Raw genomic sequence first — 15,244 nt, 5'->3', positions numbered from 1 at the left:
GGGCATCGGTCGTCGCTTGATCGAGATCAAGGTGACTCTAATCCTTGACTGCCGTTCAGCGAACATCGACTAGCCCCGGCTGTCCCCCACGTCGGCGCCGCTCCACGGAGCTGGAGTGGTACGTGGGCGGTGTCGAGTGCGGTGAAGTGGCGATCGGAGCGACACGCGTTTTATTGACTTGTCACGGCCGCTTTTGGCCGGAAGCGGACATCGGGCCGCTTGAAGCGACCGGTGCGCCCGATACGGAATCTCAAGGAATGGTGTTAACCGCACGGGTCGGCGCGGTCTCGCTAAGTGCCCCGTCCGTCGAGGTGGCCTCGCGTTCGAGTAGTTCGACCACCCCCATGCGGGGAGTTGCGTCAGGTCGCTCTATCGAGACCCCCGCGGAATTTTTTTCGGAATCGGTGGCCATCGTTTCGAGCACCCTGGAGGCACGCCCGGCGCAGTCCAAAGCCCACCACTCGACGGCCGCAAGGCGCATCAGCACGCCGGCAATGAGGAGTCCAATGACTTCAACGCCTAGCCCCCACAGTGCTCCGGCAGCGGTTGCGGTCTCGAACAGCCTGAAGACCAAGCTCGCGGTCATATAGAGCGTCAAACCGAAGCCGACCAGGTATGCACCCATGAGGACTTTGGGGGTGGCCCCCGGTGAGATCCGGACGCCTTGATCGTCATCGACGATGTATGCGGCCGCGGCCCGAAGGCGCGGGAGGGAGAACTCCCCACTGTTTAAAAGCGCGAACATGAGCTTGGCCGCTCGCAAACTTCCGGGCCTCTTAAAGGTCTGGCGGTACACCTCGAGGTGTGTCGCCGACTTCACGCCCTGGACTATGAGCTCGTCGCCCTGGGCTGCCTCCTGAAGCGCCTTGAGGTGCTCAAGGGGAAATTTACGCATCTGCTCGTGGTGGAACTTGTATGCAGCTACGAGGAGCGCGACCAGTCCTGCCGCCAAGGCAACGCTGGCTTGGAAGGATCCGACGAACTCATTGAACGCGGCGGGGACGCTACTCATGGGGCGCCTAGGTAGGGAAGGGGAGGGCTACGTCACTGCCACGATAAAGGCGCCGACCAGATTGGAGATGCCCCACAGGATGCCGAGTGCAATGAGCGCGGCTCTGGCGTTCTTCAGATGACGTTGTTGCTGTCGCATCGGGACAGCATCGGGGGCTGAGGCCGCGGCGTCTGTCGGCGACGCAAGGCGCGGGGTGTAGGACTTTTCCTACCGCCCCCGGCTCCGAACGGGGAGACGGTCCGGTGGTACCGAGGGCGAGTTTTTGGATGTGCGCCGGGCGGCCCTAGTCGAGCCCGGTAGCGTATCCGGCCGAGGAGTTCGACTGCTCCGATCCAGTAGCAGGGCGGGGTACGAGCCTGGCGTACGCCGACATCTGTCTGCAAAGCAGTTGTCACAACCGCTGGCCGATAGGCGAGCTGACAGGGCGGAGACTACCGCTTTAATTAGCCGGCGGCTCTGTAGGCGGCGCTGTGTCCTTTCGACGATTCTGCTTCAAGTTCGCCAACGCAATCGCGCGACCTTCAGGAGTTTGCGGTCCGGTCGAGCACCCGCCGTGCCATCGGCACCGCCGGCGTCCTGGTTCCGGGTGAGCAGCGCAGCGTCGACCGTCCCGTCGTCGTTTAGCCCCACATCGCTTCCGAATGGGTTCGGTCGTGGGAGCGCCGTTGTACCGGCCGATGTCATCCTTGGCACCGAAGTTATGCGAGACCCCCTTCCGGGATGACACGTTTCCGGAAATGGTTGCTCGACCGGGCGCCACCTCATCTGCGGCGTCTCGATGCCGCGACCACTCCAGCACAATCGTGTCCAGCGTGGCTTTCATAGTGTGAAAGCCGAACCCCTTTCGATGCCATGCCTCAAGGACGGACTGCGCTTCTGGCGACGGACGATAGTCAACTCGTAAGAGCGTTCCCATGTCTTTCTCCTTACTCGACCTGCGCTGCTTTGGTGCGCCGTAGGCCGGACAGCATGTAGATCTAAGAAGGCGTACGAATACGGACTAATTGGCGCCCGAGGTGTGGTCTCACAAGTACGAACCTGGACTATTCACGGCGCGGAGTCTGGTAAAGCAGGCGGACTAGTACGTATGAGGACTAAATAGATACGAACCTGGACTACAGGAATCACGGAGTACGAGCCTGCCTTTTCCACAAATGGAGGGGCACAACACCTGGTGGCTCCGCGTGCTTCCCATTACACGCGTCCACCGGCCAAAACGTCAGTGCATATAAGGAGCATCGGTTCTTGCCACCCTGACGAGTGACAATTGCGAAGCCGCTCTCGACTAGCTCCTTTTTGGCTCGGTCGAGAGTGCCGGGGCTCCGCCAGCCGCGCGTCCTCATCAGCTTCCAAGCAGCTTGAAGATCGCCATTGTTCTTGCCTCGGTACTGCCGAGCGAGCTCCATGAATAGCTTTACTGCCGCCGCAGATAACGAGCCGAACTCGTCGGAGTCTAAGAGTTCGGCATAGAGCCGGATGAAGCGGCCTTCCGAGCGCCCCTTGTGTTTTACACGCCGCCGCCGGGGCAGCCGAACGGCCTGAAGTTGCGCATCCACGACTCACCCTTAGCGGGCGTTCGCTGGCGATCGGGGCTGTGAACCGCTGCGAACAACTTCCTCGATCTCGGAAGATTTCCAGAATCGATAACGGCCGATATAGACCGGTGGTGGAAGAACCCCGGTCGCCACCCACCGGCCAAGAGTCATGTGCGAGATGCCGCCAAATAGCTTTCGCACAGCAGTCGCGTTCAATAGAGCGTGTGTAGAATTGTTCATCTCGATGCCTCCTGTGGTCCAATGAACCACCAAGCTATGAACATCCACAGACGCGGTCACCCTAAATCTTTGGCATATTTTTAGGTGGTCCCTCCCTTGGGATCGTCGGGTTCGCTACGCGGTGGGGTACGGATCGCGATCAACTTCGACTCGAGTGCCCGGTCGCGATATTTATCGTAGGCGGCCTCAGTCGCCTTAACCGATACGTGAAATTCATCTGCGACATCCTCGATCGCAGCGTTTCGTCGATGCCTAAAGAGGAAGCGCTTCCGGGACACTAGTTCGCTTATCAAGCGGTCCCGCATTTCGCGTTCGGACTGGGGGAGGCGTCTCGGATCCGTGTCTCTTTCAGGTAAGCGAATTGCGAGCTCCCATGGCCATCCTGCTAGTACCTGGCCGAGTGGAAGCGATAGGTAACGCAGAATTGACTTCGGGGGCGTGCGCCCTGAGTTAACGGCGTCAACAAAGACCTTCAGAATGCTCGCCCAAAATAGACGTTTGTCTTCTTCCATCAGTGCGATGCACTCCGGGTTTTCCCACGGGTCCTCGCCAAACAGGTGTAAATACTCTTCATAGGTCTCCTGGCGCTCAATTCGCGCGGCAGCATCCCCAATGCGGCCATCCAAAAGGTTGGGGTAAGGATCATATTTATGTGGACGCTTGCGACGGCCTGCTGATTCTGTGTCGGTCATACGAGGACTCAGCGGTTTCCCGGAATGGTCGATGTCACAGCGAGGCGAGGCGCGGTGCGCTTCTACTAGGCGCGCGACTCGCATTCGATGCTCGAGCAAGTTTCATCTGTCCTTGGTTTTTGCGAGGACAGTCGTGTCAAGCCGGCTAATACTCAGAATGTCTTACCTGCTCGGCAAAGGCTCAAGCCTGCCTTTTGGCTGTGTTATCCTCCTCAGCTCGGCGTCCCAGCGCGCCAACGCGTCGGCGACATGCGGACGATAGTCCGCGTGGTCATAGACTTCACGGAGTCCCGTGAGCGCGTGATTGAGCACTCGTTCGGCCGCGTCGGGCGAAACGCCACACCACCCCGTAAGCGCAGTGCGCACTGTTCGCCTAAGGTCGTGGGGCGTCCATGGGTGCGTGATTGGGTCTAGTTGAAGTGAGAGCGCGGCTTGCTCGATTCGTGGCGTGATATGTCTGCGAATAGCGTTGTTCCAGCCATCAGAGCGGAGTGGACGTGGACGTCCATGCACATCGATGCTCGCGCTGAAGAACGGTGCAGTCCTTCCTAAGTCGGGGCATTCGTCGAGCACCGAGCGAGCAAGGTCAGCCAGGTATATATCGATGCGCCGCCCCGACTTATTGGTCTCCTGTTTCCAATAGTGGCCGGTCGAGTCGATGTCAGAACGCTTGACGGCACTCACTTCGCCAATTCGCTGACCAGTACAGAGTGCGAAACGTAGTGCGTGGCCGTAAGGGTACCCAGCGAGCTCGCACGCGTGCCACAGCACGCATATTTCGGTGCGGTCGAGAGTGCGTTTCCGTTTCACCTGCTTTGCCGGGTTTTTGATGTCCGCGGCGGCATTGACTTCGAGATCGAGGTGATCGCGGGCAAATGCGAAGACCAGGCGGATGACGACGGCAGTGCGATTCGCCGCGGTCGGGGATCGAGCGCGCACTCTGTCCAAGAATCGGACGAGTTGGCCCCGACGAACTCGCCCGATGTCTTCGAGCCCGAATTCGGCGACAAATTCGGCTAAGCACCGTCGATAGTCCGCAACCGTCGAGGGTGCAAGACCAGGCAGGTGCGTCCGACTCCACAACGAAGCAACGTTCTCCACGATGCGGGCGCGATCGAGGGTGCGCGCTTCGGCCGTCGCAGCTCTCTCCCTTGCCTGCTCGGCGATCGGGTGAACTCCGCGAGCCTTTTGCGTTTCAACGGTGGCTGCCAGTCGCCTGGCCTCTGCGATTCCAGTAGCGCCCCATTCTCCGAGTTTGATTCGGTGCTGCTTTCCGTCGACGCGTGTGAAGTAGTACCAGCACGACGCTCTCGGCCCGAGTCGCAGGCATAGGCCGGGATACGTCGCGTCGAAGTAGTCGACTCGACGAGCCCGCCGCTTGAGGACCTCGGCCTCGATCCACCTTTGCGTGAACTTCTGCACCGGCATGGGCGGGGACCTGGGTAACGAACGGGGTAACGCTGGGGACGTTATCCCGTGTTACCCAGTGGACGCAACTGTTACACATAGACTGCCTGAACCGCGCTCCAGTTTTGCGTTTGCGCGCCTATCGTGATTGCTCGCGCTGGCCCGAAGCGGCGCATTCGTAATGCGTAGGTCGTAGGTTCGATTCCTATTTCCGGCACCACGTAGGCCCATGGCGACTGAACCGCCCTGATGCCATGACCGAAGGCCCGCAAGCCCTTCCGGTCGACGGAAAGCCCCGGCACTGCCGGGGCTTTTTGTTTCCGCGTCGCGCCCGGTCTAGTGCAGCGGAGCCTGTCGGATGTAGCGCCCGAGCGCGTCCTCCAGCGACGGCATCGGGAAGGCCCGGCGGCTGGTCATCGCGCTGTAGCGTGGGCGCTTCGCCGCGAGGTGCCGGCGGTGATCGGTGCAGACCTGTAGGCGGCTCACGTCGACGCTCGCGAGCTCCGCCGCGCGACGCGCGAGGTCGGCCCAGGTCACCTCGCCACCGTTCGTGAGGTGCCAGATTCCGGCTTCGCGATCGATCAGCAGGTCGAGGCAGGCGTTGACGAGGTCGGGCACGTAGGTGGGCGAGACCGTCATGTCGCGCGCGGCGAGGAAGGGCTCGCCGTTGCGGAGCGTCCGTAGTGCCAGGGTGATGAAGTTGTGCTCGTCCCACGGCCCGAAGAACGAGCTGGTGCGCACCACGAGCGCCTGCGGATGGCGATCGAGCACCAGTTTCTCGGCGCGCGCCTTGCTCTCGCCGTAGACGTTGAGCGGGCGGGTCGAGTCGGTCTCGACATACGGCGCATCGTTCTCGCCGTCGAAGACGAGGTCGGTCGAGAACGTCACGAGCGGCAGCGCATGGCGCGCGCAGACGGCGGCGAGCGTGGCCGGGCCGGTGGTGTTCTCGCGGAAGCACCGCTCGGCGTCGGTCTCGGCGTCGTCGACGCGCACGTAGCCGGCCGTGTTGATCACCGCCCATGGGCGGTGCGCCTCGAGGGCGCGCTCGATCGAATCGGCATCCGCGATGTCCATCTCCGCGCGGGTCAGCACGCGGCAGTTGAGCTGGCGGTCGGCGCAGATGCGTGCGAAGGCGCGGCCCAGCGTGCCGGTCGCCCCGGTAATGAGGATGGGCGCGTCGTTCATGCCGGTGATCGGGCGGGTGGGAAAGTCGAGGCCGGGCACGGTGACCGGCTCGGAGAAGAAGCGGTCGGGCCGCTTCCACCAGCCGGCGCCGGACAGGACGGGGTGGTCGGGCACGCCGCCGTCCGCGAGGTCGCGCATGAAGTGCGCGACGGCGGTGGGGCGGGGCTCGCCACCGCGGATGTCGAAGGCACCGGACTCGTAGTAGTCGCGGACCTCGGTGAGCAGGCAGTTCCAGTCGTACAGCCCGAGCATGCCCCAGATCGTGACCGCGCGGACATCGGCACCCGCGGCGACGGCTTCCTCGGCGCCGCGCCAGATCTCGGCGAGCCAGCGCAACTGGTCCTCGCGGCGGGCATCGATGTGTGCCTCGGTGACGGCGATCGGGATGCGGTAGCGCGCCCAGGCTTCCAGCAGCAGCGGGCGGATGCCCCCGGTCGGCTGGCTGAGCACTCGCGCCGCCTCGACGTCGGCATACCGGTGCCGGCCGTTGCCTCCGCGATGGTGCTCCGGATAACGCCCGGGCTCGTCGTCGAGGAAGCGCTCGCTGGTGATGTAGTGGTTGACGCCGATCAGGTCGGGTGGACAGGGATTGTCCTGGAACCACAGGATCTCGGCGGGCGTGGCGCGGCAGTGCACCGTGAGCCATTCCCACAGGAAGTGGTCGGGCCCGACGCGGCCGGCCACGAGGTCCCAGGCGAGCCAGCGCAGCTCGTTGTTGAACTCGGCCTGGTAGGCCAGCCGTGGCGTGCTGTATGTCTTACCGAGGTCGTCCGTCTGCACGAGACGCGCGGCCGGGTTGACCGCACGGATGGCGCGCATCGCCAGCACGACGCCGCGGCATTCGTTGAAGAGGCAATCCTTGAACGTAGGCGCATCGCGGCCGTGCGGATACCAGAGGCCGTACAGGCCGCTGAAACGTGCAGTCGTGAGCGGCTCGTTGATCGGCGTGTAATCCTCGACCCACGGGTACCGCTCGGCGACCGCGCCCGCATAGGCCGCGAGCTTCTCCGGGAAGGCGGGGTCGACGAGGCTCGTATCGATCGGGCCGCTGCCGTGGTGCACCAGCCCGACGATGGGGCGGATCGCGAGTTCGCGAAGCCGCGCCAGGCGCTCGTCGGGCCAGCTCCAGTCGGCGGACTCGAGGCCGTCGGGCGCGACCTGTTCCCAGAGCACCGGGTAGCGCATCGCGCGCAGGCCCAGCGCCGCGAAGCGGTCGAGATCCTCGATCCGCGTCGCGTGCGCATTGCGCTCGAGCTGCCGGATGTACTGGTCACCGACACGGTTGACCGTGCATTCGATCCCGCCCCAGAGCTCGAGCTTTCCGTTGCCTGACATCATTCCGCCGCCCGTCACGCCGCTCAGTGCTTCGCGATCAACGGCGCGCGTGCGTCGCCCATCACCTGTGCGCCGACGAGCTCGGCCGGCGCCGTTTCCGCATCGGCGCCCATCTTCTCGAGGATGTACTCGACCGACTTCAGCGCCGCGCCCACGCACTGGTCCATGTTGTAGTAGCGGTACTGCGCGAGGCGGCCGACGAACGTGACGCCCTGCTCCTGCTCCGCGAGGCGCTCGTAGCGCTTGAACAGCGCTTCGTTCTCGGGCCGCGGCACGGGGTAGTAGGGGTCGCCTTCTGCCGTGGGGAATTCGCGCACCAGCGACGTGCCGCGGTGCCGCTGGCCCGTGAGGTGCTTGAACTCGGTGGTGCGGGTGTAGTCGTAGTCGTTCGGGAAGTTGACGGTGCCGACCGACTGGTACCACTCGGTGTCCGCCAGGTGCTGGTGCTCGAAGCGCAGCGAGCGGTAGGGCAGCTTGCCGTAGCAGTGCGCGTAGAACGTGTCGATCGGGCCCGTGTAGACCACGTGCTTGGCGTCGATGCGGTCGCGCATCTCGAAGAAGTCGACGCCCAGGTCCACCTTGATGTTCGGATGGTCGAGCATGCGCTCGAACATCTTGGTGTAGCCCTCGGCGGGCATCTTCTGGAACTTGTCGGTGAAGTAGCGGTCGTCGCGGTTCGTGCGGGTCGGCACGCGCGCGGCGACGGACGCATTGAGCTCGGACGGATCCAGGCCCCACTGCTTGCGGGTATAGCCGCGGAAGAACTTCTCGTAGAGGTCCTGGCCCACGGCGTTGACGACCACGTCCTCGCTGGTGCGGATGCGCTCGCGCGGCTCGCGCACGGAGTCGTAGAAGCCCTGGATGGTGTCCTCGTCGAGGTCCATGCCGTAGAGCGCGTTCACGGTGTCGATGTTGATGGGGATCGGCACCAGCTTCTCGCCGACCTTCGCGAGCACGCGGTGCTCGTACGGGCGCCACTCGGTGAACTGCGAGAGGTAGTCCGCGATCCGCTCGCTGTTGGTGTGGAAGATGTGCGGGCCGTAGGGGTGGATCAGCACGCCGTGGGCGTCGGTGCGGTCGAAGGCATTGCCGCCGATGTGCTCGCGCTTGTCGATCACCAGCACCTCGTAACCGCGATCGGCGAGCTGCTGGGCGACGACCGCGCCGGAGAAGCCGGCACCTACGATCAATACGTCAGTCTTCATGGGGAGTCCTTTCAGGCGTTGGCGGCGGAGCGGGCGAGCGAGCGGGACCAGACGGCCTGCTGGATGTCACGGCGCATCGAGGCGACCGTGGCGTCCCACGAGGAGCCTTCGGCGCGCTCGATACCTTCGGCGATCAGTGCGGCATCGGGGCTCCGCCAGGCGCGTTCGACCGCGTCGACGAATTCCTGCGGCGAGTTCGCGACCTGCACGATCGGGGTGAAGTTGCGCACCACGTCGGCGATCGCCGTCGACACCACCGGCTTGCCGCCGGCCATGTATTCGAGCGTCTTCGTCGGGTTGATGTACTTGGTCGCCTCGTTGAGCGCGAAGGGCATCAGGCAGACGTCGAAGCCCTTCACCAGCGATGGCAGGTCCTCGTACTTCTGCTGGCCGAGCCAGTGGATGTTCATATGCTTCGGCAGGTCGTTCGGGTCGATCTTCGCGAACGGGCCGGCCATGGCGACCGACGCTTCGGGAAAGCGCTCGGCGAGCGCGGCGATCAGCTCGTAGTCCAGGCGCTCGTCGATCACGCCGAAGTAGCCGAACACCGGGCGCGGCAGCGAGGCGAGGGGCTCGGGCACGACGGTGGCCTCGGCGCGCGCCTTGCCGTAGTGCTCGACATCGACGCCGCAGCCGTAGAAGTGCACGTTCGCGTGGTGCTTCGACTTCGACTCGAACAGCTGGTAGCCGCCGGTGAAGACGACGTCCGCCTTCGACATCACGAAACGCTCGCGGTCGGCGATGTCGGGCGGCGCGAAGCGGAAGTTCGCGAGCTCGTCCATGCAGTCGTAGACCACGCCCGGCCCGCCGAACTGGCCCATGTAGCCCGGCCCCGGCATGGGCGAGTAGAACCACTGGATCGCATCCTCGAACTGGCCGGCGAGCAGCGGGTGCTCGCGCAGCGCCTGGCGGATCTGCGGCAGGAAGATCTCGGCGTCCTTGTCCGCGTTGACCGCGAGGTGCTGCGGGATCTGCGGAATGATGCGGACGATGTTCGGGTACGGCTCGCTGATGTCGAGGCGCGGCTCGCCCTCGGCGATGATCGGGTCCTCGATGAAGAGGATGCGGTGCTGCTGCGCCAGGCGCGAAAAGATCTGCTGCGGCCGCTGCCAGACGAAGTCCCAGCGCAGGTGGCAGTGGACGATGATGGGGAAGTCGTCGCGTCCATCGCCGGCCGTGGCGACCCGGGTCGGCTCGAGCGTCTCCACGCCCATCAGCGCGGCGGCGTCGAACGCAGGCTCGACCGCGGCGGCTGCAGCCGCATTGGAGGCACTCGGTGCATCGGTTTCCTTTGACATGGCGCTCTCACTGAATTGGTTAAACATGAGTCTTGAATGAACGACATCCCGATCGGGTGAAATCCGGACATGATTCGATGACGAAAAACGCTGTCACCTTCCAGCCGCATCCCGCGGACGCGTTCTATCCCCGACCGCAGCTGCGCCGTGCGCACTGGGTTTCACTCGACGGGGATTGGCGCTTCGTCTTCGACGACGAGAAGCAGTACACGCATCCGCAGCAGATCGATCAGTGGACGCATCGCATCGTCGTCCCGTATCCGATCGAATCGCAGGCCAGTGGCATCGGCGACCGCGGCTTTCACAAAGCTTGCTGGTACCAACGTGATTTCGATGTGGACGCGGACGGCGGCCGCGTCATCCTCCACTTCGGCGCCGTCGACTACAGCGCGCGCGTCTGGGTCAACGGAGCATTCGTTGTCGCGCACGAAGGCGGCCACACGCCGTTTTCCGCGGACATCACCGATGCCCTGAACCCTTCAGGCCCACAGACCGTCACCGTCTATGTCGAGGACGATCCGCACGAGCTGAACAAACCGCGCGGCAAGCAGGACTGGCAACTCGAACCGCATTCGATCTGGTACCCGCGTACCACCGGCATCTGGCAAACCGTCTGGCTCGAGCGCGTGCCGCGGACCTACATCCAGAAGATCCGCTGGACGCCGCACGTGGAAGGCTTCGCCTTCACGTTCGAGGCGCGCGTCGTCGGCGACGTCCGCCCGGGCCTGTCGATGGAGGTGCGCATCAGCCACGGCGAGCGCCTGCTTGCAGACGACCGCTACCTCGTCATCGACAACGAGGTCGACCGCCGGATCATCCTGTCGGACCCCGGGATCGACGACTTCCGCAATGAATTGCTCTGGAGCCCGGAGAAGCCGCAACTGCTCGACGTGCGCGTGCGGCTCATGGACGGCGACCGCGTGGTCGACGAGTTCGACTCGTACACCGCGCTGCGGTCGGTCGGCGTGCTGCGTGATCGCTTCATGCTCAACGGGCGCCCATACCTGCTCAAGCTCGTGCTCGACCAGGGCTACTGGCCGGACACGTTGCTGGCGGCGCCCAACGACGAGGCATTGCGCCGCGACGTCGAGCTCGCGAAGGCCATGGGCTTCAACGGCGTGCGCAAGCACCAGAAGGTCGAGAGCCCGCGGTACCTCTACTGGGCCGATCGGCTCGGCCTGCTCGTCTGGGAGGAGATGCCGTCGGCCTACCGCTTCACCCGCACCGCGATCAAGCGGCTCGTGAAGGAATGGGGCGAGGCGATCGAGCGCGACTACTCGCACCCCTGCATCATCACGTGGGTGCCGTTCAACGAATCCTGGGGCGTACCGGAGCTCACCTCGGTGGGTGCGCACCAGCATGCCGTCGCCGCGCTCTACCATCTCACCAAGACGCTCGACCCCACGCGCCCCGTCATCGGCAACGACGGCTGGGAGAGCAGCGACACCGACATCATCGGCATCCACGACTACGACGCGAACATCGAGCACATCCGGCAGCGCTACGGGCCGGAGGTCACCACCGAGCAGCTGTTCGACCGGCGACGTCCGGGCGGGCGCGTGCTTACGCTCGACGGCTATCCGCACCGCGGGCAGCCCGTCATGCTCACCGAATTCGGCGGCATCGCGTTCGATACACGGCCGCGCAAGCCGAGCGACGTCGATGGCGATACCGCCGAGATCTGGGGCTATTCGATCGCCGAGGCCGGCGACGAGTTCGCACGCAAGTTCCACGACCTTATCGAGGCGGTGACGTTCACCGCGCTCTTCAGCGGCTACTGCTACACGCAGTTCGCGGACACCTTCCAGGAAGCCAACGGCCTGCTGACGGAGGACCGCCAGCCCAAGATCCCCATCGAGGCCATCCGCAAGGCGGTCAGCATGTCCCGCACGCACATCCAGGGAGCGGCCTGATGCACCGGCTCGAGCTCACCAAGCCCGACGGCCGCGCACTCACGCTGTATGCGCGCGAGCCGATGTCGGGCATCGGCGAGGCCCCGAGCCCCTTCCGCGAGCCGCTCGGCCGCACTCCGCACCTGCGCCGTCACCCGCTGCGCGACGAATGGATCACCTACGCCGCGCACCGGCAGGACCGCACCTTCCTGCCGCCGCCGGAATACAACCCGCTCGCGGTGACGATCGACCCCGCGGCGCCGACCGAGTTGCCAGTCGGCAACTGGGACGTCGCGGTCTTCGATAACCGCTTTCCTTCGCTCAGCCTGCAATCCGGCGAGGTGCCGATGTCGATCGTCGATACCGCGCCGGGCACAGGGAAATGCGAGGTCGTGGTGTTCACGCAGGATCGCGAGTCCGCGCTCGGCCGGCTGCCGCTGTCGCACATCGAACTGCTGCTGCAGGTCTGGGCCGATCGCACGGCTGCGCTCACCGCTGTCGACGGGATCGACTACGTGCTGCCGTTCGAGAATCGCGGTGCGGAGGTCGGCGTGACGCTGCACCATCCGCACGGCCAGATCTATGCCTACCCCGAGGTGCCGCCGGTGCCCGCGCGGATGCAGCGCGTCGCCGAGACGTATTACCAGGCGCACGGGCGTGGCGTCCTGCAGGACCACATCCGCGCCGAACTCGAGGCCGGGGAGCGCGTGATCTACCGGGGCGAGCATGCGGCGGCCTTCGTACCCGCCTGCGCGCGCTACCCGTACGAAGTGTGGCTTGCCCCGATCGAGCCCGTCGCGACCTTCTGCGACCTGTCCGACGCGCAGCGTGCGGACCTCGCGCGTGCATTGAAGACCGTGCTGATGAAGTACGACGCGCTCTGGGAGCGCCCGTTCCCGTACCTCATGGCCTGGTACCAGGCCCCGACCGACGGGCGCCCGCATCCCGAATCGCACCTGCATGCCGAGTTCTATCCCCCGTACCGCACCCGCGACCGCCTGAAGTACCTCGCGGGCACGGAGCTGGCCGCAGGCTGGTTCGCCATGGACGCGCTGCCGGAGGACAAGGCGCGCGAGCTTCAGCACATCGACGTGGACATCGACGCCCCATGAGCTTTCGCGAAATCTTCGGCCACGAGCCGGCCGTCACCGCCTCCGCGCCCGGGCGCGTGAACCTGCTCGGCGAGCACACCGACTACAACGACGGCTTCGTGCTGCCGACCGCCATTCCGCAGCGCACGACCGTCGCCATGCGGCCCAGCCGGGGCGGTGAGTTCATCGTGCATGCCGAGAAGCTCGCGAGCGAGGCGCGATTCCACCGCGACGAGGTGCCCGGCGATCATTTCGCGAGCTACGTCTACGGCTGCGTCCGGGGCGTCGAGGCATTGGGCGTCGAAGTGCCGGTGCTCGATATCCACGTGGTGTCGGACGTGCCCATGGGCGTCGGCCTGTCGTCGAGCGCGGCGCTCGAGGTCGCCACGCTGCGTGCGCTGCGCGAGCTGCTGGGCCTCGATATCGACGACGTGCGCATCGCGCAGATGGCGCAGCGCGCGGAGATCGACTTTGCCGGCGTGAACTGCGGGATCATGGACCAGATGGCCTCGAGCCTGGCCGACGAGAGCCGCATGCTTTTCCTCGACACGCGCACGCTGGAGCGGCGGATCGTGCCGATGCCCGCGTCGACCGAACTGCTCGTGATCGACTCCGGCCTGAGCCGCTCGCTCGCGGCGAGCGCCTACAACGTGCGACGGTCCGAATGCGAGGCCGCGGCCCGTGCGCTCGGGGTGCCGGCATTGCGCGACGTCACGGCGGTCGGCGACGTGGAGGGCCTGCCGGAGCCGCAGCGACGCCGCGCGCGACACGTCGTCAGCGAGAACGCGCGCGTGCTGGAGGCGATCGACGGCGCGGATGCCGCGCGGTTCGGCGAGCTGATGAATGCCTCGCACGCGAGCCTGCGCGACGACTACGAAGTCTCGGTGCCCGCGCTCGATGCGCTGGTCGCGCTGTTGCAGGCGCATGCGGACGTGCACGGCGCGCGGCTCACGGGAGCGGGCTTCGGCGGCGCCTGCGTGGCGCTGTGCCGTGCGGGCACGGCGCGCCGCGTCGGTCGGGACGTCGTGGCGAAGTACGGTTCCTCCGGCCACGCCGGCCGCGTGCTGGTGCCGGCGGAGCACCACGCATGAGTGCGCCCCACGGCTCACCGGCGACGCATGCCGGCGCCGACCGAAGCGCATCGCGGGTGCGCACGCACACGATGGCCGCGGGTGATCTCGTCGCGGTCTTCCGCCCCGAGCAGGGCATGCTCGGCACGTCGCTCAAGCATCGCGGCGAGGAGATCCTGCGGCGTCTCGACGAGATGGACGAGGCGCTCGCCACCGGCATGTCGATCGGCATCCCGATCAACTACCCGTGGGCCAACCGCCTGCGCAGCGACCAGTACGACTTCGATGGCAAGGAGGTCACGCTCGATCCGGCCTCGCCGTGGATCATGAAGGACTGGAACGACATCATCATCCACGGCGTGCCGTGGCCGAAGCTCGAATGGCGCGTGCTCGAGGCGAGCGAGCGCCGGTTGCGCAGCCGCCTCGCCTGGAACCGCGAGGACCTGCTGCGGGTATTCCCGTTCGAGCACGAGGTCGAGATGACCGCATCGCTCGACGGCCTCGGCCTCACCATCGAGACGGCCGTTCTGGCGAGCGCCGGCGCGCGGGTGCCCGTGTGCTTCGGCTTCCATCCCTACATCGGGCTACCGGGCGTACGCCGCCGCGATTGGCGCCTGTCGCTGCCCGCGATGCATGGCATCGTGCTCGACGAACGCCTGCTGCCGGTCGGCGAGCTCACCGACCTGCCGCCCTACGACGATCTGCTCGCCGATCTCGATTTCGATCATGGCTTCGCATTCACTGCGCCGTCGCCCACGATGTCGATCGAGGGCGGCGGGCGGCGCGTGAGCATCGACTTCCTCGACGGATTCCCGTTCGCACAGATCTACGGCCCGCCGACGCACGACTACATTTCGCTGGAGCCCATGACCGCGCCGGCGGATGCACTGCGCAGCCACCAGCACCTGCGCTCGGTCGAGCCCGGCGGCCGTTTCTCGGCAACATTCCGGATCCGCGTCGAGGCCACCGAGAACGCACTGCACTGAGGCGAGCCCGGGTAATCGACCCCGTCAGGGCGTACCGGACTCCGGCGCGCGGCTGATGTCGTCCTTGGCGAGTCCGGATTCGTCGGTGCGCTCGGATGCGGACTCGGCGCGCTGCGGTTCCTGCGTGCTCTGGCTACCGCCACGCGAGTCGCGACGCTCGGCGTCGCCCGCGCGCGGGGCGTGCGGGGCGGGTTCGGTGCCGCGGTCGTTCCGGTTGGGATCGGTCATGGCGCGTTCTCGGGCGGGAGGTGTCGAGGCTAGGGCGGTGCGTGTTATGCGTTGGTGGGGACAGGGCG

Annotated in this window: 12 protein-coding genes; 4 read left to right on the top strand and 8 right to left on the bottom strand. The window is 65.6% G+C overall.

Annotation, left to right across the window (positions count from 1 at the left end):
- Nucleotides 1–250: 250 nt before the first annotated feature.
- The 7 genes from ACYVJJ_RS12665 to ACYVJJ_RS12635 all read right to left on the bottom strand — a co-directional run bounded on the left by ACYVJJ_RS12665 (nt 251) and on the right by ACYVJJ_RS12635 (nt 9,909).
- Nucleotides 251–1,012, bottom strand: coding sequence for a hypothetical protein (locus ACYVJJ_RS12665; RefSeq protein ID WP_460834067.1), 762 nt, complete (start codon nt 1,010–1,012; stop codon nt 251–253).
- A 439-nt stretch (nt 1,013–1,451) separates the two neighbouring features.
- Nucleotides 1,452–1,835, bottom strand: coding sequence for an HGGxSTG domain-containing protein (locus tag ACYVJJ_RS12660; protein ID WP_460834686.1), 384 nt, complete (start codon nt 1,833–1,835; stop codon nt 1,452–1,454).
- A 1,032-nt stretch (nt 1,836–2,867) separates the two neighbouring features.
- Nucleotides 2,868–3,479 (bottom strand): hypothetical protein, encoded by a 612-nt coding sequence (locus ACYVJJ_RS12655; protein WP_460834065.1) that lies wholly within the window; start codon nt 3,477–3,479, stop codon nt 2,868–2,870.
- Nucleotides 3,480–3,641: 162 nt separating this feature from the next.
- Nucleotides 3,642–4,907: a tyrosine-type recombinase/integrase gene (locus ACYVJJ_RS12650; protein WP_460834063.1), complete on the bottom strand. Its 1,266-nt coding sequence runs from the start codon at nt 4,905–4,907 to the stop codon at nt 3,642–3,644.
- A 315-nt stretch (nt 4,908–5,222) separates the two neighbouring features.
- Nucleotides 5,223–7,406 carry a dTDP-4-dehydrorhamnose reductase gene (rfbD, locus tag ACYVJJ_RS12645; protein WP_460834061.1) on the bottom strand — a complete coding sequence of 728 codons (2,184 nt, stop codon included), beginning with the start codon at nt 7,404–7,406 and terminating at the stop codon, nt 5,223–5,225.
- Nucleotides 7,407–7,429: 23 nt separating this feature from the next.
- A complete protein-coding gene (gene glf, locus ACYVJJ_RS12640; protein WP_460834059.1) occupies nt 7,430–8,611 on the bottom strand; it encodes a UDP-galactopyranose mutase in 1,182 nt (393 codons plus the stop codon).
- A gap of 11 nt (nt 8,612–8,622) precedes the next feature.
- Nucleotides 8,623–9,909, bottom strand: coding sequence for a glycosyltransferase (locus tag ACYVJJ_RS12635; protein ID WP_460834057.1), 1,287 nt, complete (start codon nt 9,907–9,909; stop codon nt 8,623–8,625).
- Between the two features lie 77 nt (nt 9,910–9,986).
- Between ACYVJJ_RS12635 and ACYVJJ_RS12630 the strand changes: the two genes are divergently transcribed.
- From ACYVJJ_RS12630 to ACYVJJ_RS12615, 4 genes are read left to right on the top strand one after another with little or no spacing between them, the layout of a single operon-like run.
- A complete protein-coding gene (locus ACYVJJ_RS12630; protein WP_460834056.1) occupies nt 9,987–11,822 on the top strand; it encodes a glycoside hydrolase family 2 protein in 1,836 nt (611 codons plus the stop codon).
- Nucleotides 11,822–12,913 carry a galactose-1-phosphate uridylyltransferase gene (galT, locus tag ACYVJJ_RS12625; RefSeq protein WP_460834054.1) on the top strand — a complete coding sequence of 364 codons (1,092 nt, stop codon included), beginning with the start codon at nt 11,822–11,824 and terminating at the stop codon, nt 12,911–12,913. Before ACYVJJ_RS12630 ends, galT begins: the two co-directional genes overlap by 1 nt.
- Nucleotides 12,910–13,983, top strand: coding sequence for a galactokinase (gene galK / locus ACYVJJ_RS12620; RefSeq protein WP_460834052.1), 1,074 nt, complete (start codon nt 12,910–12,912; stop codon nt 13,981–13,983). The genes galT and galK overlap by 4 nt, the downstream gene beginning before the upstream one ends.
- A complete protein-coding gene (locus tag ACYVJJ_RS12615) occupies nt 13,980–14,948 on the top strand; it encodes an aldose epimerase family protein (protein WP_460834050.1) in 969 nt (322 codons plus the stop codon). The genes galK and ACYVJJ_RS12615 overlap by 4 nt, the downstream gene beginning before the upstream one ends.
- A gap of 24 nt (nt 14,949–14,972) precedes the next feature.
- Here the strand turns inward: ACYVJJ_RS12615 and ACYVJJ_RS12610 are convergent, their stop codons facing one another.
- Nucleotides 14,973–15,176, bottom strand: coding sequence for a hypothetical protein (locus ACYVJJ_RS12610; protein ID WP_460834048.1), 204 nt, complete (start codon nt 15,174–15,176; stop codon nt 14,973–14,975).
- Nucleotides 15,177–15,244 lie beyond the last annotated feature (68 nt).

The sequence above is a fragment of the Lysobacter humi (ex Lee et al. 2017) genome (assembly GCF_054781815.1).
This window is presented reverse-complemented; position numbering and strand designations above follow the sequence as displayed.